This window comes from Sodalis sp. RH24 (assembly GCF_047324145.1).
Classification (GTDB): domain Bacteria; phylum Pseudomonadota; class Gammaproteobacteria; order Enterobacterales; family Enterobacteriaceae; genus Acerihabitans.
Genome location: NZ_CP178729.1, coordinates 4,543,114 through 4,563,111 on the forward strand (window position 1 = coordinate 4,543,114; position 19,998 = coordinate 4,563,111).

24 protein-coding genes and 1 pseudogene are annotated in these 19,998 nt (G+C 52.3%); 10 read left to right on the plus strand and 15 right to left on the minus strand.

Annotated features, from left to right (window positions below; translation table 11 throughout):
- The first annotated feature begins 136 nt into the window (after positions 1 to 136).
- Positions 137 to 661 carry an adhesin gene (locus ACL2XG_RS20600; protein WP_413721400.1) on the plus strand — a complete coding sequence of 175 codons (525 nt, stop codon included), beginning with the start codon at positions 137 to 139 and terminating at the stop codon, positions 659 to 661.
- Between the two features lie 290 nt (positions 662 to 951).
- On the opposite strand, the gene ACL2XG_RS20605 is transcribed toward ACL2XG_RS20600, so the two are convergent.
- Positions 952 to 1,344, minus strand: coding sequence for a SymE family type I addiction module toxin (locus ACL2XG_RS20605; RefSeq protein ID WP_413723562.1), 393 nt, complete (start codon positions 1,342 to 1,344; stop codon positions 952 to 954).
- Between ACL2XG_RS20605 and ACL2XG_RS20610 the strand changes: the two genes are divergently transcribed.
- Positions 1,284 to 2,252: a VENN motif pre-toxin domain-containing protein gene (locus ACL2XG_RS20610; RefSeq protein ID WP_413721398.1), complete on the plus strand. Its 969-nt coding sequence runs from the start codon at positions 1,284 to 1,286 to the stop codon at positions 2,250 to 2,252. The genes ACL2XG_RS20605 and ACL2XG_RS20610 overlap by 61 nt on opposite strands.
- A 154-nt stretch (positions 2,253 to 2,406) precedes the next feature.
- Here ACL2XG_RS20610 and ACL2XG_RS20615 read toward each other — a convergent pair whose 3' ends face one another.
- Positions 2,407 to 2,715, minus strand: a complete 309-nt coding sequence (locus ACL2XG_RS20615) for a hypothetical protein (RefSeq protein ID WP_413721397.1) — start codon at positions 2,713 to 2,715, stop codon at positions 2,407 to 2,409.
- 16 nt (positions 2,716 to 2,731) lie between these two features.
- Between ACL2XG_RS20615 and ACL2XG_RS20620 the strand changes: the two genes are divergently transcribed.
- The 3 genes from ACL2XG_RS20620 to ACL2XG_RS20630 all read left to right on the plus strand — a co-directional run bounded on the left by ACL2XG_RS20620 (position 2,732) and on the right by ACL2XG_RS20630 (position 4,765).
- Entirely contained in the window at positions 2,732 to 3,400 is a 669-nt protein-coding gene (locus tag ACL2XG_RS20620; protein ID WP_413723563.1) for an adhesin, read from the plus strand.
- 224 nt (positions 3,401 to 3,624) lie between these two features.
- Positions 3,625 to 4,530 carry a hypothetical protein gene (locus tag ACL2XG_RS20625; protein WP_413721395.1) on the plus strand — a complete coding sequence of 302 codons (906 nt, stop codon included), beginning with the start codon at positions 3,625 to 3,627 and terminating at the stop codon, positions 4,528 to 4,530.
- Positions 4,517 to 4,765, plus strand: a complete 249-nt coding sequence (locus ACL2XG_RS20630; protein ID WP_413721394.1) for a hypothetical protein — start codon at positions 4,517 to 4,519, stop codon at positions 4,763 to 4,765. Before ACL2XG_RS20625 ends, ACL2XG_RS20630 begins: the two co-directional genes overlap by 14 nt.
- Before the next feature lie 38 nt (positions 4,766 to 4,803).
- On the opposite strand, the gene ACL2XG_RS20635 is transcribed toward ACL2XG_RS20630, so the two are convergent.
- Positions 4,804 to 5,031, minus strand: a complete 228-nt coding sequence (locus ACL2XG_RS20635; protein WP_413721393.1) for a SymE family type I addiction module toxin — start codon at positions 5,029 to 5,031, stop codon at positions 4,804 to 4,806.
- 91 nt (positions 5,032 to 5,122) lie between these two features.
- On the opposite strand from ACL2XG_RS20635, the gene tnpC reads away from it, so the two are divergent.
- A complete protein-coding gene (tnpC, locus tag ACL2XG_RS20640) occupies positions 5,123 to 6,691 on the plus strand; it encodes an IS66 family transposase (protein WP_413721392.1) in 1,569 nt (522 codons plus the stop codon).
- A gap of 3 nt (positions 6,692 to 6,694) precedes the next feature.
- Here the strand turns inward: tnpC and ACL2XG_RS20645 are convergent, their stop codons facing one another.
- From ACL2XG_RS20645 to ACL2XG_RS20685, 9 genes and pseudogenes are all read right to left on the minus strand, one after another.
- On the minus strand, positions 6,695 to 6,946 hold the full coding sequence (locus ACL2XG_RS20645) for a type II toxin-antitoxin system ParD family antitoxin (protein ID WP_413723564.1): 252 nt from the start codon (positions 6,944 to 6,946) through the stop codon (positions 6,695 to 6,697).
- Positions 6,936 to 7,045, minus strand: a pseudogene (locus ACL2XG_RS20650) (recombinase XerC); the annotation flags it as partial. The gene ACL2XG_RS20645 and the pseudogene ACL2XG_RS20650, both read right to left, overlap by 11 nt.
- Positions 7,046 to 7,358: 313 nt before the next feature.
- The gene (locus tag ACL2XG_RS20655; RefSeq protein ID WP_413721390.1) at positions 7,359 to 7,874 is read right to left on the minus strand and encodes a ClbS/DfsB family four-helix bundle protein; all 516 of its coding nucleotides are present in this window, start codon (positions 7,872 to 7,874) and stop codon (positions 7,359 to 7,361) included.
- A gap of 234 nt (positions 7,875 to 8,108) precedes the next feature.
- The gene (locus tag ACL2XG_RS20660; protein WP_413721389.1) at positions 8,109 to 9,281 is read right to left on the minus strand and encodes a TCR/Tet family MFS transporter; all 1,173 of its coding nucleotides are present in this window, start codon (positions 9,279 to 9,281) and stop codon (positions 8,109 to 8,111) included.
- Between the two features lie 39 nt (positions 9,282 to 9,320).
- Complete coding sequence (locus ACL2XG_RS20665) at positions 9,321 to 9,962, minus strand: TetR/AcrR family transcriptional regulator (RefSeq protein WP_413721388.1); 642 nt, start codon at positions 9,960 to 9,962, stop codon at positions 9,321 to 9,323.
- A 231-nt stretch (positions 9,963 to 10,193) separates the two neighbouring features.
- Positions 10,194 to 10,826, minus strand: a complete 633-nt coding sequence (locus tag ACL2XG_RS20670; protein WP_413721387.1) for a TetR/AcrR family transcriptional regulator — start codon at positions 10,824 to 10,826, stop codon at positions 10,194 to 10,196.
- A gap of 124 nt (positions 10,827 to 10,950) precedes the next feature.
- The gene (locus ACL2XG_RS20675) at positions 10,951 to 11,511 is read right to left on the minus strand and encodes an RNA polymerase sigma factor (protein WP_413721386.1); all 561 of its coding nucleotides are present in this window, start codon (positions 11,509 to 11,511) and stop codon (positions 10,951 to 10,953) included.
- Positions 11,511 to 11,876 (minus strand): hypothetical protein, encoded by a 366-nt coding sequence (locus ACL2XG_RS20680; protein WP_413721385.1) that lies wholly within the window; start codon positions 11,874 to 11,876, stop codon positions 11,511 to 11,513. The genes ACL2XG_RS20675 and ACL2XG_RS20680 overlap by 1 nt, the downstream gene beginning before the upstream one ends.
- Positions 11,877 to 11,989: 113 nt before the next feature.
- Positions 11,990 to 12,853 (minus strand): hypothetical protein, encoded by an 864-nt coding sequence (locus ACL2XG_RS20685; RefSeq protein WP_413721384.1) that lies wholly within the window; start codon positions 12,851 to 12,853, stop codon positions 11,990 to 11,992.
- 234 nt (positions 12,854 to 13,087) lie between these two features.
- Between ACL2XG_RS20685 and ACL2XG_RS20690 the strand changes: the two genes are divergently transcribed.
- Positions 13,088 to 13,573 carry an RcnB family protein gene (locus ACL2XG_RS20690; protein ID WP_413721383.1) on the plus strand — a complete coding sequence of 162 codons (486 nt, stop codon included), beginning with the start codon at positions 13,088 to 13,090 and terminating at the stop codon, positions 13,571 to 13,573.
- Here the strand turns inward: ACL2XG_RS20690 and ACL2XG_RS20695 are convergent, their stop codons facing one another.
- Positions 13,574 to 14,482, minus strand: coding sequence for a cupin domain-containing protein (locus ACL2XG_RS20695; protein ID WP_413721382.1), 909 nt, complete (start codon positions 14,480 to 14,482; stop codon positions 13,574 to 13,576). It abuts the gene before it with no gap.
- A 141-nt stretch (positions 14,483 to 14,623) separates the two neighbouring features.
- Here ACL2XG_RS20695 and ACL2XG_RS20700 point away from each other — a divergent pair, with 141 nt between their 5' ends.
- The gene (locus ACL2XG_RS20700) at positions 14,624 to 15,361 is read left to right on the plus strand and encodes an SDR family oxidoreductase (protein ID WP_410016736.1); all 738 of its coding nucleotides are present in this window, start codon (positions 14,624 to 14,626) and stop codon (positions 15,359 to 15,361) included.
- A gap of 15 nt (positions 15,362 to 15,376) precedes the next feature.
- On the opposite strand, the gene ACL2XG_RS20705 is transcribed toward ACL2XG_RS20700, so the two are convergent.
- On the minus strand, positions 15,377 to 17,203 hold the full coding sequence (locus ACL2XG_RS20705; RefSeq protein WP_413721381.1) for a methyl-accepting chemotaxis protein: 1,827 nt from the start codon (positions 17,201 to 17,203) through the stop codon (positions 15,377 to 15,379).
- Positions 17,204 to 17,771: 568 nt separating this feature from the next.
- Here ACL2XG_RS20705 and ACL2XG_RS20710 point away from each other — a divergent pair.
- Both ACL2XG_RS20710 and psiE read left to right on the plus strand, forming a co-directional pair.
- Entirely contained in the window at positions 17,772 to 18,203 is a 432-nt protein-coding gene (locus ACL2XG_RS20710; protein WP_413721380.1) for an OsmC family protein, read from the plus strand.
- Between the two features lie 248 nt (positions 18,204 to 18,451).
- Complete coding sequence (gene psiE, locus ACL2XG_RS20715) at positions 18,452 to 18,850, plus strand: phosphate-starvation-inducible protein PsiE (RefSeq protein ID WP_410013632.1); 399 nt, start codon at positions 18,452 to 18,454, stop codon at positions 18,848 to 18,850.
- A gap of 160 nt (positions 18,851 to 19,010) precedes the next feature.
- On the opposite strand, the gene ACL2XG_RS20720 is transcribed toward psiE, so the two are convergent.
- Positions 19,011 to 19,859 (minus strand): hypothetical protein, encoded by an 849-nt coding sequence (locus ACL2XG_RS20720; protein ID WP_413721379.1) that lies wholly within the window; start codon positions 19,857 to 19,859, stop codon positions 19,011 to 19,013.
- Between the last annotated feature and the right edge of the window lie 139 nt (positions 19,860 to 19,998).

Below are 19,998 nucleotides of genomic sequence, written 5' to 3' on the forward strand. Positions count from 1 at the left end.
TCTCTGGGCGGTGCGGCAGCGGGTTCCGGACTGGGGTTCTGGCTGGGTGAGATACCAGACACGGATAGAGAGGAGAAAGCCCAACTGGCCGGAGATATCGCGAAAGGCAATGCCAAAGTATCCGCCGGTATCGCTAATGCTGCTGGCGTTGCAATGTTACCGGGTGCGGCCCAGGCTATGGGGGGGGCTTGGCGCGGCGGCTAATGCCGGAGTTCAATATCTGGACGATGACGATAAAGACATAAATCCAGTGAACGCCGCAGTGGCTGGGTGGGTGAATGTAGCCAGTATGGGAAGCGGGCTGGCTGGAACCTTTGGTTGGAATGCAGCAGGCGGTGCTTTAACTAATACCATTAAGGGTGATGATCCGTTGACTGGGGCAATAACGGGTGGTGCCGGTGGGGCTGTAGGTTATGGATTTGGTAAGGTTATCGCTAAAGGAACGAATGCTGTGGGTAAAGCAGTCACTGGCGGCTGGGATCCAAAATTTCGCCCTGAGCTATTAAAATATAATGAAGTTAAGGGGCAGCTTGGCATATCGAAAGAAATGTTACCGAGTAAAATTCCTAGTGCTTTTGGTAACGCAGGCGCCTCTATCACTTCAGAAATGACTGGAGATGGAATACAAAAAATTATAGCTAAGCAGGAAGGCGGAGATTAAATATTGAGGTCATTTGTTCCTAATGCTTACATTCTCATGACATCGCTTCTAGCGGGTATATTGATTGCCGAGATATCTTATTTTTCGTTGGTGATGATTAATTATTTTGTTAATGGTTATTTTGAAATAATTCATTCTGAAGTTATAAGAGGGGTGAAAGTGGGTGGTGCAGGTGGAGGGATAACTGGAATAGGCCTAGTTCTTTTTCGCCTCTTTAAAGTAAAAGGTTTTTAGCCGATCTCTTTCTTGCTATTAAATCCCGGCCTTGTGCCGGGATTATAACGTTAGTCCTACACGTTAAGTTCTGTTTTGGTGATCAAGCATCTCTGCTCAGACGTCACCACCACCGTTTGCCCAGTGTTAAAGCCCAGTTCATCAAGCCACCGCCCACTTATCTTCAACTGCGGGCTGGTCTGTCGTGAGCCGCCATTAGGTGCATAACCTGCTGTATAATAACGAGGTTGTGACGGTTTTACTTCAGTTGTGCCGAGTTCTGACTTACAATCTGAGCGATGAGGAGAAGCGGAATAACGTGGTGGCGCATGCCATCCTGGGCGGGGTAATAACCTAGCTAAGCGGCGCCAACGCCGTAGCGGGAGCGACCGGTGCGGCAAGCGGCGAAATGGCCGCGCCGGCGATAGCACTGGCATTATACGGCACGGCGGACAGCGATAAATTGACATCGCAACAAAAGGAGAACCTGGGCGCGCTGTCGACGCTGGCGTCGGGGATCGCGGCGGGAGTCAGTAGCGGCAGCATATCAGGTGCGACTGCGGGGGCGCAGGCTGGCAAAAACGCGGTGGAGAATAACTTCTTAAGCACGCCTTCAGCAACAAAACGAGAAGAATTAGCGGAAAAAATCATTGAGGGTGATAAAACGCTGCAAACGGCGAAGGAGTATTTAGCGCTGGAAAATGCCGATAAACGCAGTGATGCGTTGGTCAGCCAGTTCAAGAAAGATCCGGCAGCGATGACGGCCGATGAACGTAATGAACTGAAAAGCTATATCAGGCTTTACGCGGCCGATATGCAGACTCAACATGGAGATGCGGTAACCAGAGAGCTGGTGACCGGCTTATTGACGGGGCAAGATTATCTTAAGTCAGCGCCCAACAGCGAAGCGCAGCAGAAAGCCCACACCATTATGAACACCTGGGGTTACCATACTTCGAATGCGAGTATGGGTGACCCCGCGCTAATGTTCGGATTGGGGCCGCTGGGCCAATCGATCAAAACGGGGATGGTAACCAATGCTGCGATCGGTGTTGGTGTTAATACAGGCGTCCAACTCAGCGGAGGCGATCCTTTCAGCTATGTTGATGTGGTAATTGCTGGGGTTACCGCAGCGGCGACCACAGGAAAAGCTATTTTACCCAGCGTGGGAATAAATATAGGCGGTGCAGCTATTGGTAGTGCAGCCAAAGGTGAAGATCCGACCAATGCTATGATTGGTGCTGGGCTAGGCACTGTTTTAGGTAATAAAGCTGATAAATTCATTACTACAGGATTATCGACAGCAGTAAAAGAGGGAACCGCAGGATTAATAGGTAATGTCGGGGGGGGCTACAACAAACGAGATCATCAGCAGTAGCGTAAAGGATGATTTAGACAAAGTTGGGCTTAAAAATGACAACAAATAAATTACATTTACTTATCTCTCTTATTTGTCGGTGTGTTTTAGTCTTTGTCGGTCTTTGTATGATTGGGAGCTTTGTTGCCTCAATTTTAGTTTATTTCAAGCATGGTTATTTTTCCTTCAGTTGGAAAGAAGCAGCATTACTTTCACTAAAAAGAGGCATCACAGCGGGTTCAATTCTCGGTATCGGCATCTGGATAAAAGTTAGACTTGAAGATAGCGGTTCTTCAGGATCCAATAATTGAAATTTTGGAAAAATAGTCGAGGAGAATAATTTCCTGAGCACCCGTTCCGCGACAAAACGGGACGACTTAGCGGAAAAAATCATCAACGGTGATAAGACGCTGCAAACGGCGAAGGAGTATTTAGCGCTGGAAAATGCCGATAAACGCAGTGATGCGTTGGTCAGCCAGTTCAAGAAAGATCCGGCAGCGATGACGGCCGATGAACGTAATGAACTGAAAAGCTATATCAGGCTTTACGCGGCCGATATGCAGACTCAACATGGAGATGCGGTAACCAGAGAGCTGGTGACCGGCTTATTGACGGGGCAAGATTATCTTAAGTCAGCGCCCAACAGCGAAGCGCAGCAGAAAGCCCACACCATTATGAACACCTGGGGTTACCATACTTCGAATGCGAGTATGGGTGACCCCGCGCTAATGTTTGGATTGGGGCCGCTGGGCCAATCGATCAAAACGGGGATGGTAACCAATGCTGCGATCGGTGTTGGTGTTAATACAGGCGTCCAACTCAGCGGAGGCGATCCTTTTAGCTATGTTGATGTGGTAATGGCCGGGGTTACCGCAGCGGCGACCACAGGAAAAGCTATTTTACCCAGCGTGGGAATAAATATAGGCGGTGCAGCTATTGGTAGTGCAGCTAAAGGTGAAGATCCGACCAATGCTATGATTGGGGCTGGGGCCGGTACTGTTATAGGAAATAAAGTCTCAAAAGGTATGACTGATAAATTTTCTGGCTTGATTAAAGAAAATACAGCACATCTAACTGGGGCTATAGGCGGGTCTTTCTCTAGCGAGATGCTTGGCGGAGCTGTAAAAGAGTATTTAGATAATGCGGACGAGAATGATGGGAATAACTGACCTCAAAAAACTCAGCGTGTTAGTTATTTGTAATATATTTTTATTCATTATATTAGTATTCGTAGCTAGGCTTTTGGCATCTATTATTGTTTATTTCAAGATTGGCCATTTCATGTTCTATCTTGGGGATGGCTTTTTGACCTCTCTAAAGCAAGCTACTGTAGCCGGTACGACGCTTGGCGTGGGAATCTGGATTAAGTCCAAGCTTAGCGCTAAGAAAACGCATGGGTCATCCGACTAAGGTGGAGAATAACTTCCTGAGTGCAAAAGAAGCACGGCAACTGGATAAAGAGCTAGCCGACCTGAAAGAGACGGGTGAAGACGTCACTCCCTTACTTGAGAAATACATTGATATCAGCAACAAGAATGCGAAAGAACTTGCTGATGCATGCAGCGGTGGCGGCGTGGCCTGTGTGACATTGGAAGAGCTTATTCAGGCTGAAACAAATGTTGCCAATGATGCTCATCCTTCGCAATTTCGGCTAGATGAGAAATTAAAGCAGCCCGAAGCTGCCGCATTAGTTAATTATCTAAATAAAAATGATCTTAAATTCCTTAAAGATAATATCACTACCGGTGATAGAGTGCTGTCTGTGGTCAGTGACCCTACGTCTTGGCCAGTCATTATGATGGGTGCAAAATCCATTATTCAAGGGCCAAGTGGAAAAGAGCAATTAATCGCTGCTGGAATATCGGGCGCGGCTAATGCGGCGATACAAGCAGGGGCGACAGGCGATGTCAAACTTACCGATGTGATCAACGCTGGAGTCATTGGTGCAATCACGGCGGGTAAAGGATATAACCCTACCGTCACCTGGAATGCGGCAGGCGGCTTTTATTCGGCGGAAATAAAAGGGGACGATCCTTTTATGGGAGCATTACTTAGTAAATCAGGGGCTTCAGTGGGCTATGCTGCAGGAAACGTATTCAAAGTCCCCATGGATAAGGTACTTAATCCAGTCTCGAAACAATACGAATGGGTGCCGATTGGGATCTGGACAATAACGAAGCCTGCGCCAATGAATCCTTTACCTTCAATTAGTGCAAATATTACTGATTCGTTTGTATCTGAAGTTGTGGGAGAACGCTTGAACCAAAGTGTATCTGGAATTAAAGATGAAACGAAATAAATTAAAATTCTGTTTATTTTTATTGATATATATGTGTTTTTCAATGGTTTTTATTTTTATTGTAAGTGGTGTCTTTGCTTACTTACTGAAAGGATGGTTAATGTGGGAATTTGATAAGCCATTTCCTTTTGGAAAAGAAGAGATAAAAATCATTTGCAAAATTGGCCTAACAGGTTTTCCAATCGGAATTATATTGTTTTGTTGTTATTATAAAGACATACAAAAAATCAGATAGTCAAATCCCGGCCTTATGCCGGGATGATAACATTAGTTCTAGACGTTAAGCTCAGTTTTGATGGTCAAGCATCCCTGCTCAGACGTTACCACTACCGTTTGCCCAGTGTTAAAGCCCAGTTCATCAAGCCACCGCCCGCTTATCTTCAACTGCGGGCTGGTCTGGCGCGTTCCGCCATTAGGTGCATAACCTACTGTATAATAACGAGGTTGTGATGGTTTTACTTCAGTTGTGCCAAGTTCTGACTTACAATCGCGCTTAGCCATAGTAACTACTCCTAATTGGAAACAACCGGAGCGTACTTCGTTTAACCTGGCGATATTGTAATAACCCGATAGCTTCCCTTAACATCCTGGCATGAAACGAAAAAATCATGCCTTGCCCACTGATATGCCCGCGCTGCAAGCGCTGGTACTGCAACAACAAACGCTGGTCGCGCAACAACAGGCGACTATCGCATCCCTGCACAATGACCTTAACGCACGCAAAGCAGAAATCGACCGCCTGCTGGCGCAACTGGCGAAACTGCGGCGCCTGTACTTCGGCCGCAGCTCGGAAAAGGCCGGGCGACAGATAGTCCAACTGGAGCATCGCCTGGAAGAGCTGCTGACGGAAGATAAGGTCCAGCATGCGCCCGTCGATTGCCCGGCTATGCTGCCGGCCTCACGCCCCTCACCGGTACGTCGGCCTTTACCGTCACACCTGCCGCGTGAAGAGTGCTGCCTGGAGCCGCACGAGCCGGCCTGTCCCGCCTGCGGCGGCGATCTTAAGCCGCTGGGCGAGGATGTCAGCGAACAGCTTGAGCTGATTAAAAGCGCGTTCAAGGTGATAAAAACCCGGCGTAAAAAGAAAGCCTGCGCCCGCTGCGATGTCATCGTCCAGGCGCCGGCGCCGTCGCACCCCATCGAACGTGGCATCGCCGGTCCGGGCCTGCTGGCGCGCGTGATGACGGCGAAATACGCCGAGCACTCGCCGCTGTATCGCCTGTCGGAAATCTTCGCCCGTCAGGGCGTCACACTGAGCCGGGCCACCATGGCCGGCTGGGTGGGCCTGTGCAGCAACCTGCTGGCGCCGCTGGCCGACGCGGTATGCGACTATGTGATGAACACGGGTAAAGTGCACGTCGACGACACGCCGGTGGACGTGCTGCAATCGGGCAAAGGCAAGCCGAAAACCGGCCGGCTGTGGGTCTATGTGCGTGACGACCGCAATGCCGGTTCGCGACTTCCACCCGCGGTGTGGTTCACCTACAGCCCGGACCGCAAGGGGATTCATCCGCCAACGCATCTGGCCGGGTTCAGCGGACTGTTGCAGGCGGATGCGTACGCGGGCTTCAACCCGCCATACGAAGAAGGCCCTATCCGCGAGGTCGGCTGCATGGCCCACGCCCGGCGTAAAATCCATGATATCCATGTTCGCCATCCGTCGCCGACCACCACCGAAGCCCTGCAGAGGATCGGTGAACTGTATGCTATCGAAGCCGACATCCGGGGGCGCCCGGCCGAAGAACGACAACAGGTGCGCGAAGCGCGAACCCAGCCGTTACTGATGGGCCTGGAGAGCTGGATCAGGGAAAAACTCACCACATTGCCGCGACAGGCCGATACGGCAAAGGCGTTCAACTATCTGATGAACCACTGGCCGGCGTTGTGTTACTACGCCGGCGATGGCTGGGCGGAGATCGATAACAATATCGCGGAAAACGCGCTGCGGGTGGTGAGCCTGGGCCGGGAAAATTATCTCTTCACGGGGTCGGACAGCGGCGGCGACCGGGCGGCGTTGATGTACACGCTGATCGGCAGTTGCAAACTGAACGGTGTCGAACCGGAAGCCTATCTGCGCCATGTACTGGCGACAATCGCGGATCATCCCATCAATAAGATTAAAGATCTGCTGCCGTGGAACCTTGTCATACCTGCCGAATAAGCGTCAATACGTCACTGAGTTGACGCTTACGTTATAACGGCCACTGTCGATTTGTGCGCGGATAAACTCTTCGAAGTGAGGACTTAGCGCGATACTGGTTGTCATGGTTGCCTCCGATACAGAATAATATCTATTACTATCTGTTAGTATCTTTGATGGTTTATTAACGTCAACCCCCGTGGGGGCATCTTCTGCCATCAAGTCGAGCAACAACCCGATATCGTCGTCAACGTCTGGCCTATCGCGTTGACGCATGCACCGCCGACAGCGCCTTGATGCTTACCTGCGTGTAGATTTGAGTCGATTTGACGCGGCATGGCCCAGCATCGCCTGTATCCAGCGCAGGTCTGCGCCAGTTGAATAGCAAATTGTCGTTGATCCCATGCTCCTACGCCAGTTTGGCAATAGATACGCTGGGCTGGAGCGCCTGTTCCACCAGATTGATTTTGAAGTCCAGGATCTGGGGCGCAGATCAATTTAACAGAGGAGCACCCAGGTTATCTAACGACTTCTGTTAAATCAGACGGCGACTGGACGTACGCTTACGCAATAACGCCCCTATAAGAACTGATTTGCCGTCGCCGATGTTTTTAAACGCTATGGCTGAGGGGGGCTGCCAAACCTGGGACTGTTGCTTTTTCGCAGTCAATTTTTCCGCCAGCTTCCCTCACAGCTTAAGGTTATTTTCCTTTGCCCATTTTCTTAACCTGCCGCAGGCGTTGGCGTAGGGTGAAGACGTATTAAGAGAAATCATTCTTCCCATTGTCCATTTGCCATACCACGCTTTTCCATACAGATCATCGTCGGATCGCTTATTGATAGATTCAACGATTTCGTTTTTAGCTTCCTGCAGTTGGTTTTTTAGCGAGTCTAAATCCACATCGCCATAGTCGTGATAAAACTTTTGGGCGAGAAGACCAAGCTGGTTCCACTGGTAACCTTTTTCCGGGAAATCGACGGGCTGTCCTGCTTCGTCACGCGTTATCCATTTGATAACTAATCTATTCCAGCCAACTAAGTAAGCGACAAGATTGCAAACACTCATAACAGAGCCTTTTGCATGCCCTTCCATGGATGGATCCGATGCTAATTCTGGCGGAATGGATGCGAGGTAACCTGATAATTTATTGTAGTTTTTGTCGATGGCTAACAGAAGTTCCGATTTAGTTTGCGGCACACCCATCAGAATTCCCTCTCCGGTTGTTGGGGTATCGAGGTAGTTTGGCAAAGGCGGGGGTACTTATGCGAACACTTTCGAGGAAAGTGTGAGTAAATCTCATCGTTAAGCTGATCGGTTCTTATTTTGAAAAGTTACTAATATATTGTTTTTATTTATAGATATCTTCTATTGGGAGCAAGCTCGCCTAAAGGAATAAGGCGATATTTTGCAGTGTCGGTCGCTGGCCACACGCTTACGTTATGTGCGGGCGCAGCGATATATCAAAGGTACCGCGAACGCATAAATGATAATGACTGAAATCCAGATGGCGCCGGGCCACCATGTCCGGACCAGAAAGTATAAGGTCGAGAAAATCAATGGAGCCACAATAGACGCCAGGCTGACAGCCGAGGCCAATATGCCCTGAAGCTGTCCTTGTTGGTCAGCGTTAACCTGATGGGTAGCCAATGCCTGGAGGGCTGGCGTGCCGATGCCGCCAAGGGCCACAAGCGGCATAATCGCGAACACCATCCAACTCTGGTTGCTTATGGACAGGATAATCAATGCCAGGCATGAGCAGGCAATGCCGGCCAGGATAGTGCCGCGTTCGCCAAGCAGCCGGCTGGCAGGGCCGGGCAAAAATGCCTGCGCCAGTGTCTGGCATACTCCGAACGTGCCCAGGGACAGGCCAATCCACAACCCATTCCAGTGAAACATATCCTGCCCCCACAGCGCCCAACAGGTTCCATAAACCTCGCCGGTAGCGCTTAAGAAAAAGAAAACCAGCGTGACAATCAAAAGCCCTTTCGAGGCGGATAACCAGCGCAACGGCTTGAGCGGGTTAAATTCAGACAAATTCATTTTCCGGTTTGCCGGGGTGCGGGACTCTTTCAGGACGGTTAACGCCAGCAGAAAGTTACCGGTGTTCAGTCCGGCGGCAACGAGGAAGGGGAGCCGTAATCCGTAGTCGCCGAGCCACCCGCCTAGAATCGGCCCGATGATGAAGCCAGCGCCAAACATGGCATTAAATAACCCAAAACGCCGGGCGCGTTTGTGTTGCGGGGTTATATCAGTCAGCCAGGCCATAGCGACCGCTATATTCGCGCTAGTGAGGCCGGCTATCGCCCGCCCGGCCAGCAGCATCCAAAGCTGGGTGGAAAAAGCCATTATCAAGTAGTTGATCACCGCGCCGGAAAGAGAAATCAGCAATATCCGGCGCCTGCCGAAATTATCGCTTAATGCGCCGAGAAAGGGGGCGAAAATAAACTGCATAAGCGCATAAAGCGCCGCCATAATACCGATGTAAGGCGAGATGTCCGCCGTATGCATGACATCTTCGAGAAGGCGCGGAAGAATAGGAAATATGATGCCGATGCCAATAGCGTCAAGCCAAATGGTAATAAAAATAACGCTCAGCGTTTTCTTCACCATGGCTGCAACATCAGGTTGGCAAGCGCCGTTCCCCACGGTTTACACATAGGGCGTTCCCTGTGCGGTCGCTTCGGCGGCATGAAAGCCGCGCTCAAGAAGATCAAGGAATACCTGCCGCCTATCTTTGATTGATAAAGTGGTTTGGTGGCTCAGCGCTTCCTGGAATGCGATACGCCATGTATTCAGCACGATGACGGCGATAAGGCTGGCCGCGGGATCATTATTTTGCGCGTTGATGCGCGAGGACAGGATATTGCTCAGCGTCAGTACCAGTATTTCAAACTGCTCAAGCGCATAAACGCGCAGTGATGGGCTTTCCGCGACCACCCTCCAAAAGTCGGCAACACCCTTATCCATCCTGACTAACGGATGTTCCTGTTCGACCAGTTCAGTGGCCAGGGTCCGTAATGCCGCCACCGGCGAAAGCGCGTGATGGCGATCGATAGCGCCTTGTAATAATTGATGGATCTCGTCAATGCGATCGAAATAAAGCGCCTCCTTGCGCGGGAAGTAGTTAAATACCGTCATCTTAGAAACGTTTGCAGCGATGGCAATATCCGCGATCGTGACATTATCAAATCCATGTTTAATAAAGAGTTCCGTCGCGGTGTTTGATAGCTGCTGGCGCGTGATGCGTTTTTTTTGCTCACGCAACCCTTCCGCTTTACCGTTGATGTTCACTTGTCCGCTCCCGGGTGTTCGTGTCTCTATTAGGGCATGTTTTTATGTCTGGTAAAATTTTATGATCATCATAAAATTAAGTCCAGTAAAATTTTAAATCACGTCCATTTTGGGCGGCCAACAGCGCGGAAGGGTTATTGGGGCGGCGACCCCCGCAGGCGGCGGACCGACGGGAGGTTGTTATATGATGGGCAACCGGTGAATGTAGCGGGCAGGGGAGCCGCCGTTCGCTCAGGCGTAAGGCGTGCCCGCCATGGCGGCGTTCAGGCCGAGGGTTCCCCGATCGATAAGAGCGAGAAAGGCGGCCTGCGCTTCCTCTGCGTCCCGATGGTGGCGAAAGATCCGGTGAGCCTGGATGAAGGCCACGGTCCAGGTGGCCAGGAGCAGGCCGGCCGCCAGATGGGCGGCGGGATCGGTGGGCTCCCGCCCCACGCATGCGCATAGCGCTTGCGTCACCACCTGCGCTATCTCGTCGCGTATCCCGCGGGCCCGGGCCTTAAGGGTTTCGCTGCCCTCGATGGTCGCCATGAAGCGTTCGCTCCCGGCGGAAAATTCGACATAGGGGCTTTGTTCCGCCACCAGCCGGTGCGCGAGCAGGCGCAGCGCCTCGATGGGAGAGACTTGGGGATCGCGGCGCCGCAAAGCGTCGCGCAAGAGTTCACGGCCCTCCTCGTCGCGATCGAAGAACATGTCCTCCTTGCGGGGAAAGTGATTGAACACGGTCATCCTCCCGACGTCGGCGGCCGCGGCGATCTCATCCACCGTCACCCGATCGAAGCCCCGTTCCATGAAGAGGCGCGTGGCGGCATTGGAGATGGCTTGCCGCATGGCAAGGCGCTTACGGGAACGACGGTCGGATGGCATTGGCGAATGGACCTTATCAGCGTATGTATATGTACTGAGTATACCTCGAGCCGCGGCATAGAGGGACAACGCCTTGAGGTCCGGGCGCCGGAGAGACCATAACGGCAGGCTATTTTCAGCCTGCTCAGGCACCGGTTACCGCTTCATAAAGCACCTGCAGGCGCAGGCGCAGGAACAGCACCGCCTGGTGTTTGCGCGACAGCAGGGTTTCGACGGCGATCCCGGTCTCATCGGCCAGCTGCTTAAAGGAGTAGCCCTGAAGTTCGGTCTTTTCAAACGCCTCGCGCTGCTGGGGCGGCATATCCGCCAGCGCCAGCGCCAACTCCTGCCATACCAGCTCGCGCAGATAGGTGTCCTCGGCGCCGCTTTGCGCATTAAACAGCAGCTCGCCCAGTTCCTCGCCGGCGGGCCATTCCTGGTCCACATCGTCGGATAGCAATAATTCGCGCTTTTTACGCGACCGGTCGATAAGCTCATTGCGCGCGGCGCGATACAGCCAGGCGGCGACCTGCTCGATGGGATGAAGATAGCTATCGGCCTTGATCAGCTGATAGCTTATCTCCTGGAACACATCTTCCGCATCGGCGACATTAACGGTGCGCCCGGCAATAAACGCCCGCAGCCGCTGCTGGCAGCCGCGCAGCGCGGCCAGCAGATCGTGGCGCCGGTCCGCGGCGTTAGTCATTATGCCTGGCCGTTTTCGTCGGCGCGCGGTTCATTGCCTCGATCCCTAGGATGGCAGTGGCCATGCCAGGGACCCTGCCGGTGGCCCATGCCGCGCTGTTTAATAAACGCCTCGCGTTCCTCGGGGCTCATCGCCATCCAGCGCGCACGCATTTCCTGGCCCCGGCGGCCGAACATGCCCCGGCCGCCAAAACCACCAAACAGGATTTTGCAGAGGATAAGCAGCCCCAGCGCCTGGAAAAAGCCAATGCTCTTTACGCCGAATATTACCGGCAGCAGCGCGTTCCACAGCAGCATGACCAGCGTGGTAACCGCGAGGATAGCCACAACGGCCATAACCAATATCTTTAACTTACGATCTCTCATGTTGTCTACTCCACATTGTTCAGATACAGAGGTAGACGAATCAGCGGCGAAAATATTTGCGCCGGCACGGGTTAAAAAAACCCACGCGCAAATATTTTCACCCAGGTTAGCTGTTACTCAAACAACAGAGAGCTCAATATCTCCTCAATCTGGTTTTTTGCCGCGTCGGAAACAAGTTGGTAGGATACGGTTATCATCGCCGTTTTTGCACTCAGCGGAATTTGATAAATCAGCACTCTCCACGGATCGGGGCCATAGGCGCCGCTGCGCTGATAGTCCGCAATAAACGCCGTCTTACCGGCTATTTTGCCCACTGAACAGTAGGGTATTCTCACTAGGTGAGTGCCCATCTTTTCTAAGCCAGGATTCAGGCCGTTATTAAGCGCGTCGCAAGCCTCCTTTATTTCCGCCGCCGTCGCTGTTTGTATCTCGCTTTCGGTTAACAGATTATCGCTGAAGGAAACTCTGAATACCGCCTGATTCTGTTTTTGATCGGCGCTGGAATTGGCGGCCAGGGGCGTTTGTTTACTTTTATCCTGGCTATTCATCGCCTTACTGCCAATGTCCGCGATGTCTTTTACCTGGCTGTGTGCAAGAATAAACCATTTTTCAGGCAACTCAACGCTTACGCCATAGCCGGCCACATAGCGACGGAATCCATCTTTTGGCACCACCGCGTGAGCAGAAGAAACAATCGGTGCTGTCGCAGGGATTGGCCGGGGCGCTGTATTCGCCGACATGGCCTGGTTTTTACTAAATTCAGCGCTAAAAAAAAAGATGACCTTAATGATGATAAAAATGGCGACTAATTTCAAAAGTCCTTTGATTTTATTCATAACATCCTGCAATTCTATATTAACGCCTGGATAAACACCGTTCCCCATTCTTTTGACATGTTTGCTGCTGAGCAAATGGGTTGCAATACTGACCTCCAGGCGCATAAGTTTGGTTATAATATGGGCGTGGCTCATGGTCATGCGCGGCCTATCCCTCTTTGGGCCCGGGGCGATCTGGTTACCAAGACTATTGTGAATAATAATCTACCGTGGCGCATTCCATTTTACTCTACTCCCCGCCGCTTTACCCCGGATTTGGGTATTGCCATGGGGCGATTAAATTTTGCTGCGTGCCACCCATGTACGGAACAACACTACCTTCCGTATTGTCTGTAGTGTAAGTATTTTGATAAAACAGCATTTACAGCGGGAGACATGATGCGCAGCAGGACTCAAGTTTTACTCTTTACGGCGGGATTACTGGCCGGCAGCCTCAGCCTGGTTTCCCCCGTACGGGCGGAAGGCGAGCAGGATGCCGTTGCGCCGCAGCAGGAACAGGTACAACCGCAGCAGGAGCCGGCGCAGCCTGAACAGGCGCCGGCACCCGCGCAACCGGATTCGGCGCAGCCGCAGCTTACGCAACCCCAACCGGAGCTTACGCAGCCCCAGCCCGCCGCGCCCCCGTCCTACGAGCTCAATAAAATCATTATCGATGATAAAGAGCATCAAATCGGCGATACGGTACCGGCTAAATACCTCACCAAGCAGTATGAAATTGTCGAATGGCAAAAGCGCCATTTGCCCGCCCCGGTAGAGAATAGCCATTGGACCTATGCCAGCGGCAATTACCTTCTGATCACCAATGACACCGGCAAAATTCTCAAAGCCGAATCGGGCGATATCTTTTTCAGTAATAACTGACTACCTTTGTGCCCGGTAACGCCCCGGCCTTTGGCCGGTGGTGCGCGTAAACGCCGCACTAAATGCCGTATCGGAACCGTAACCGACGCTGTCCGCCACCGCCGCCAGACTTTTGCCGGCCCGCAGGGCGTCGCCCGCCACCGCCATGCGCCACTCGATAAGATATTGCAGCGGCGGCACCCCGACCAGCCGCCTGAAATGCTGCGAGAACGTGGTGCGCGACATGGCGACCCTGGCCGCCAGTTCCCCCACGGTCCAGCGGCGGGCGATATCGGCGTGCATCAGGCCCAGCGCCGCGCCGATCTGCGGATCGGCCAGGGCGCCCAGCCAGCCGGGCGCTTGCATACCCGACCCCAGGTGCGCCCGCAGGATCTGGATGAGCACCATATTGGCGAGATTGGTAGCCACCACCGCGGCCCCCGGGCGTGAGGCTTCGGTCTCGATGCGCAGCAGTTCCAGCACCGCGCGCAGCGGCGCGGCGCTGGCTGACGCCGCCGGCACATGAACCACCGGCGGCAGTAGCTTCAATAACAGGGTGCCGGAGTCGTGCGCAAAAATAAAACGTCCGCCCGCCGCGCTCACCTTCTCGCCGCTGTCGCCATAACGCGCAATACCGTCTGCGCCAAGGTTTTTCGCCAGGGCCTCCCGGCCATCAACCGGCGCCAGCGTGGGATCGCTGCCGGTGCAATAGTCCTGGCCGCGCGTCAGCAAATAAAAATCACCGGTCATGATATGCACGGGCGGCATGCCGTCTTCACTCCACAGCCAGAATGATCCTTCCAACACGCCGGCGAATTTGATATGGCTCAGGCCGGAGAAACGCATCGCCCAGGGACCGTGCACCTCAATGCGCGCCGACAACAAGCTTTTAGCTTTCAACAGGGAAAACACATCCGACAACGGGTCCATAACATTCCGTACGATCGATGATAAATAGCGGGGAATTGATTATAGATTAATCGGCCGGCGGGCGCCATGATGCCATCTGTCCCCGGCGTGGCCCGGCAAGGCCGCGCCGATTTTGATGGCGAATTAGGTGGAGGCGTATTCATGTCGCAAATCAACGGTAAAGTGGTGATTATTACCGGCGCGGGCAGCGGTATCGGCGCGGCGACCGCGCTGCTGCTGGCGTCGCGCGGCGCTAAAGTGGTGCTGGGCGCGCGCAGGCCGGAGCGGCTGGCGGCGCTGGCAACCCGTATACGAACCGAGGGGGGCGACGCGGCCTGTTTGCAAACCGATGTCACCCGGCGCGACGATGTGGCGCGTATTGTCGACCTGGCGTGCGAACGGTATGGCAAGCTGGATGTTTTGATCGGCAACGCCGGCGTGGGCCCGATTTCACCTCTCGACGAACTGAAGGTAGACGACTGGGAGGCGATGATCGATATTAATATCAAGGGCGTGTTGTATGGTATTGCCGCCGCGCTGCCGGTGTTCCGCGCCCAGGGTTTCGGCCATTTTGTCCACACCGCGTCCACCGCCGCGCATCGTATCGTACCGACCATGGCGGTCTATGCCGGCACGAAAATGGCGGTGCGCGCCATCTCCGAAGGGCTGCGGCAAGAGGCGGGGGAAACGCTGCGGGTCACGGTCATCTCTCCTGGTATGACGCGTACCGACTTTGCGCAGACCATCACCGATCCGGCCGTCAAGGCCCGGATCGAAGAGTCCATGAACACGTTCGGCATTGCGCCTGAGGCGATAGCGCGCGCCATCGCCTTTGCCATTGAACAGCCCGCCGATGTGGATGTGGGCGAGATTATCGTGCGTCCCACCGCGCAGGGTTAACCCGCAAGGCGGCCGCTATAAACGGAAGCTGGCAACCAGTTCCTCCAGCACCGCCGACTGATCTTCGAGCGTGTTGGCGGCAAGGGAGGACTCGGTGACCAGCGCGGCGTTCTGCTGGGTCGTGGTATCCAGCTCGCTGATCGCCCGGGCGATTTGTTCGATGCCGTGGCTTTGCTCTTCCGAGGCCGAGGAAATCTCGCCCATGATGTCGTTGACGCGCGAAACCGAGGCGACGATTTGCTCCATGGTATCGCCGGCCTGGGCCACCAGTTTGGTGCCCACGTCAATGCGCGAGACGGACTCGCCTATTAAGGTGGCGATCTCTTTCGCCGCCTGCGAACTGCGTTGCGACAAATTGCGTACTTCGCTGGCCACCACCGCGAACCCACGGCCCTGCTCGCCGGCGCGCGCCGCTTCCACCGCCGCGTTAAGCGCCAGGATATTGGTCTGGAAAGCGATGCTGTTGATGACGGCGGTAATATCGGTGATTTTTTTCGAACTCAGGGAGATGTCGTCCATGGTCCTGACGACATTTTTCATCACTTCGCCGCCTTGATGGGCATTGTGGGTGGCTTCGCCGGCGATCTGGCTGGCATGTCTGGCGTTGTCGGCGTTGTTTTTCACCGTTGAGGTAAGCTCTTCCATGCTGGCGGCGGTCTCGACCACGGCGGCGGCCTGTTGCTCGGTGCGGGAAGACAGGTCGGTATTGCCCGTGGCGATTTTGGCCGCCGACGAGGCCACGGTGCCGACGCTGTCGCGCACATCGGAAATGATGGTGCGCAGTTTGGCGTTCATGCGCGCCATGGCGGCGGTAAGCTGGCCCAGTTCATCATGACTTTCAGGCGTTATCGACGCGGTGAGATCGCCGTCGGCAATGCGCTCGGCAACCGCGAGATTTTTCAGCACCGGCCGGGTAATCTGCCGGGTGATATACCAGGAGACGAGAATACCGAAGACCACCGCAATCAGGCCGATGATAATGGTAATGCTTGAAGAACCATACGCCAGCGCGTCATTTTTTTCTTTCACGATATTAATAATGACTTTGACCGCGGCGCTGCTCTTATCGCCGGCAAGTTTTACGCCGTTTTCCGCCGCATTTAAATCCTTATAATCGGCATAGTAGTTCTGGCTTATATCCTTATATTTGCCAAAGTAGCTCCAAAAAGCATCAAGGGCTGGCTTGTTTTCTGGTGCGAGGCTGACCGCCAAATCGTTATATTTTTTCTCTGCATCCGCATAATTCTTTTGCAGCAAGGCTAATGCCTCATCGGTGCCTTTTAATTGCAAATTAAAGGAATTGTCTTTAATTAAAATATAGGCCAATACAAAATCATTGAGTTGATTATCCCTATCGGTGCCAAACGTCTGGTTTAGCAAGGCGGTTTTAAAGGGGCCTATGGCGTCCTGGTTATGGAGTTCGTCCAGTTGGGCGCGGATAGCGACCATTTTTTTGGAAAAAACACCCATGTTTTCCAGAGATTTATTAAAATCTCCCAGATAGCGGGCAATGCTATCCAGGCTTGCCATCGATTCTTTATCCCATGACAGTGCCTGGGCTTGGTGGGTGAGCGCGGCGGCGTCATCGATAAAGCCGGCCATGACTTTACGCACCGCGTCGTCGGACGAGTAAAGGTATTTAACGCGGTTGACTTTAACCTGGAAAACATCAATATTTATATTATAAACCAGATTGGTCTTTTCATAAATATCGCGAATTTCCTTGAAGCGTTGAACACTAAGGCCTGATGCAATAACGACCAGTAATAAGACAATGCCGAAGCCTAGAAAAAGTTTATGTGACACTTTAATGCTATTTATTTTACTTATTAAACTTGTCATTTCTGTTTCCCATATAAATGTCACAAATCAAACTGTGTAATACCTGAGATAAATGTCCTGCCTAGCTATCGGCAAATTTTTCCGCTTCTTTAGGTTATTTTCCGCGGAATGAGAGAATGGACAGTAAAAATATCGATGCAGAGTGGTGCGGCGGCGGTAGGGCGGTTGTTGTGGGAATTATGGGGATTCGCTCATGCCACCCTGTGCTTTGCGTGATGGCGTTAAGCCCAATTTTTGTCTTTTGCCCGCGCTGATATGCGGATGCCTGAAAAAAATAGTGCAACTGTCCAAGAGATGATGATGACTCAATCGTGACGGGTAATGCCTCGGCTTACCGATTGCAAATGAACGTTGGGAAATAATTACCGCTATTTTGTTAATAAAGAAGCAGAACATATATTTTCGCCTGCCGCATGGCGGAAATAGAATAGCCGCTTTCACAAAAGAGCGAAAAAATAAACCGGATGACTGTCACGTCGCTTACCCGGCCGCATTGGCCTGGGATTTCCCCACCTCCGGCAAGAGTAGCTATACTAAAAGCCTATGGGTAACAAACAGGAGGATGCAGATGACTATTCATAAACACGGACAGGCACATTGGGAAGGCGATATCAAGCAGGGTAAGGGCACCATCTCCACGGAAAGCGGCGCCTTAAGCCAGCAGCCCTATGGCTTCAATACCCGCTTTGAAGGCAAACCCGGCACCAATCCCGAAGAGCTTATCGGCGCCGCCCACTCGGCCTGTTTTTCCATGGCGCTATCCTTGATGCTGGGTGAGAAGGGATATACCCCGCAGAGTATTGATACTAAAGCCGATGTTTCCCTTGATAAGGTGGGCGGCGGCTACGGCATCACTAAAATCGCCCTGGACAGCAGCGTGGTAGTGCCCGGGATCGATAAACAGGAATTTGACGCCATTATCCAGCAGGCAAAAGAAAACTGCCCGGTGTCCAAGGTGCTTAAGGCTGAGATTACACTGACCTACCAGTTAAAAAACTGAATTGGCAGCACGACCTGATCCGCACCCCGTCTATCAGGGCGGGGCTTGCGCCACCCCTTTACCACGCTGCGGGTTTCCCCGCCCTACGCCGCATACCGCGTTTCGCCGCGCCGCCAAAGCCCTTGCTCTTCCTTTACCCGCCTGAAGGCAAGTACCCGGATGCGCTGGTTTAATGTGATATTCATCACAAAAATCATGCTATGCTTACCGGTCTTTCCGTAAGGAAACTATCACGACGAGGTATGGGTATGATTACCGGTATGCGTATAGCGACCGTGCTGCAAATGATCCTGAATATCGGCCTGCTGTTCCTGGCGGCGATCCTGATCGTTTTTATGGGTAAGGAAACCGTTCTTCTGGCCAGGGTGTTGCTGGTAAACGGCGAACTGGCGTCTTACTACCAGATGATTGAAGGCATCGTCATTTATTTTCTGTATTTTGAGTTTATCGCCCTGATTGTGAAGTATTTCCAGTCCGGGTATCACTTTCCGCTGCGCTACTTTGTCTATATCGGCATCACGGCGATTATCCGCCTGATTATCGTCGATCATAAAGATCCGCAGGACACGCTGTATTATTCGGCCGCCATATTAATCCTGGTGGTAACGCTGTGGCTGGTCAACAGTAACCGGCTTAAGCGCGAATAGCCCCGTCAGTGATGCGGACTGCCCATGATTAGCGCTTCCCCCAAGCCTGGCGATCGTCGCCTGGATGAAAACGTGCCGGCGCCGGACATCATCCGGCCTGCTTTTACATGATAAAAACGCGCCATGGCGCATTGGTGGGCGAGGGTAGGGCAAGGAGCCTTCAGTAATAGGCCGCTAAGCATTGCAAAATCCCCTTGCCGCTATTGGCCAATGACGGATATCCCTGCAATAATTTGTCAATAACATCATGATTAAGCTCAGGCAAGCCGGCGTGCTTTAGATAGTTACTTAAATGCATTATAACCAATGAAATATAAAATTTTTTATTGATCGATGCGGCATTAAATACCGTATTTGCGCATTCCAACGTCAGATAAAAATTTTCCCCCGTAAAATTTTTCTTAGGGAATATCAGTTTATACATTTTTTGCTTTTTATTTGGCTCACAATAATAAGATGCATAGAAATTATTACCTAATATAGGATAATGCATATTTATTTGGTCCATCAGTTTTAACGGGATATCGTTAAATTCATTATCATCTTTATCTGTGACAGTGGTGATGGACAGCCTGCCGGATGCCGCGTGAAAGTTTAAAGCAGGGTTATCACTATCATCGATAAGGTTGGTATTTTTGAGCAGTTCTATCGTCCCGCTATCGCCGTCGAGCAAAATCGGCAGATAAAGGTGTTTTTCATGCGGCAGCAAAACGCTTATATCATAATATTTTTTATGCAGTTCTTGTTTTAAACATTCATATGAACGACAGGCGAAACTTGGGTTTCCCTTGCCGGGGGTATTATCGCCATCGGCAAAGTTTGGTTTATGGATTTTTGCCGGGGGGCCTTCCTGGTGGCGGAGTATGGGGCTGCGCATTGCGGTAAAGGGCCGCGGGACATTGGTTACGCTTAAGCCGAATGCCGGATTGAACGGCCCGGCTTGCCGAGCGGCGGCGACATCATTTATGGCGGTATCGGAGGAAGAGGATGTTGAATTGATATTGTTCATGCGCCCGCCGTTGAGTTTCACCTGATAAAAAGAGTGTGGGTATAATAAATCACCGGTGTCTTTGATAAAGCGCTTAATCAGTACAGAGATTGAACGCTATTCTTTGAAATTTTGTAGGAGATTGCCCCGGAGGACTTGC

Bases quoted from the DNA above. Each gene is read 5' to 3' on its own strand.
- ACL2XG_RS20630 (WP_413721394.1), top strand. From the start codon at position 4,517: ATGAAACGAAATAAATTAAAATTCTGTTTATTTTTATTGATATATATG.
- ACL2XG_RS20600 (WP_413721400.1), top strand. From the start codon at position 137: ATGCTGCTGGCGTTGCAATGTTACCGGGTGCGGCCCAGGCTATGGGGG.
- ACL2XG_RS20700 (WP_410016736.1), top strand. From the start codon at position 14,624: ATGTCGCAAATCAACGGTAAAGTGGTGATTATTACCGGCGCGGGCAGC.
- ACL2XG_RS20620 (WP_413723563.1), top strand. From the start codon at position 2,732: ATGACGGCCGATGAACGTAATGAACTGAAAAGCTATATCAGGCTTTAC.
- ACL2XG_RS20660 (WP_413721389.1), bottom strand. From the start codon at position 9,281: ATGGTGAAGAAAACGCTGAGCGTTATTTTTATTACCATTTGGCTTGAC.
- ACL2XG_RS20695 (WP_413721382.1), bottom strand. From the start codon at position 14,482: ATGGACCCGTTGTCGGATGTGTTTTCCCTGTTGAAAGCTAAAAGCTTG.
- psiE (WP_410013632.1), top strand. From the start codon at position 18,452: ATGATTACCGGTATGCGTATAGCGACCGTGCTGCAAATGATCCTGAAT.
- ACL2XG_RS20605 (WP_413723562.1), bottom strand. From the start codon at position 1,344: ATGTCAATTTATCGCTGTCCGCCGTGCCGTATAATGCCAGTGCTATCG.
- ACL2XG_RS20690 (WP_413721383.1), top strand. From the start codon at position 13,088: ATGATGCGCAGCAGGACTCAAGTTTTACTCTTTACGGCGGGATTACTG.
- ACL2XG_RS20710 (WP_413721380.1), top strand. From the start codon at position 17,772: ATGACTATTCATAAACACGGACAGGCACATTGGGAAGGCGATATCAAG.
- ACL2XG_RS20685 (WP_413721384.1), bottom strand. From the start codon at position 12,853: ATGACCATGAGCCACGCCCATATTATAACCAAACTTATGCGCCTGGAG.
- ACL2XG_RS20625 (WP_413721395.1), top strand. From the start codon at position 3,625: ATGGGTCATCCGACTAAGGTGGAGAATAACTTCCTGAGTGCAAAAGAA.
- ACL2XG_RS20720 (WP_413721379.1), bottom strand. From the start codon at position 19,859: ATGAACAATATCAATTCAACATCCTCTTCCTCCGATACCGCCATAAAT.
- ACL2XG_RS20610 (WP_413721398.1), top strand. From the start codon at position 1,284: ATGGCCGCGCCGGCGATAGCACTGGCATTATACGGCACGGCGGACAGC.
- ACL2XG_RS20675 (WP_413721386.1), bottom strand. From the start codon at position 11,511: ATGACTAACGCCGCGGACCGGCGCCACGATCTGCTGGCCGCGCTGCGC.
- ACL2XG_RS20680 (WP_413721385.1), bottom strand. From the start codon at position 11,876: ATGAGAGATCGTAAGTTAAAGATATTGGTTATGGCCGTTGTGGCTATC.
- ACL2XG_RS20635 (WP_413721393.1), bottom strand. From the start codon at position 5,031: ATGGCTAAGCGCGATTGTAAGTCAGAACTTGGCACAACTGAAGTAAAA.
- ACL2XG_RS20645 (WP_413723564.1), bottom strand. From the start codon at position 6,946: ATGCGTCAACGCGATAGGCCAGACGTTGACGACGATATCGGGTTGTTG.
- ACL2XG_RS20655 (WP_413721390.1), bottom strand. From the start codon at position 7,874: ATGGGTGTGCCGCAAACTAAATCGGAACTTCTGTTAGCCATCGACAAA.
- ACL2XG_RS20670 (WP_413721387.1), bottom strand. From the start codon at position 10,826: ATGCCATCCGACCGTCGTTCCCGTAAGCGCCTTGCCATGCGGCAAGCC.
- ACL2XG_RS20705 (WP_413721381.1), bottom strand. From the start codon at position 17,203: ATGACAAGTTTAATAAGTAAAATAAATAGCATTAAAGTGTCACATAAA.
- tnpC (WP_413721392.1), top strand. From the start codon at position 5,123: ATGAAACGAAAAAATCATGCCTTGCCCACTGATATGCCCGCGCTGCAA.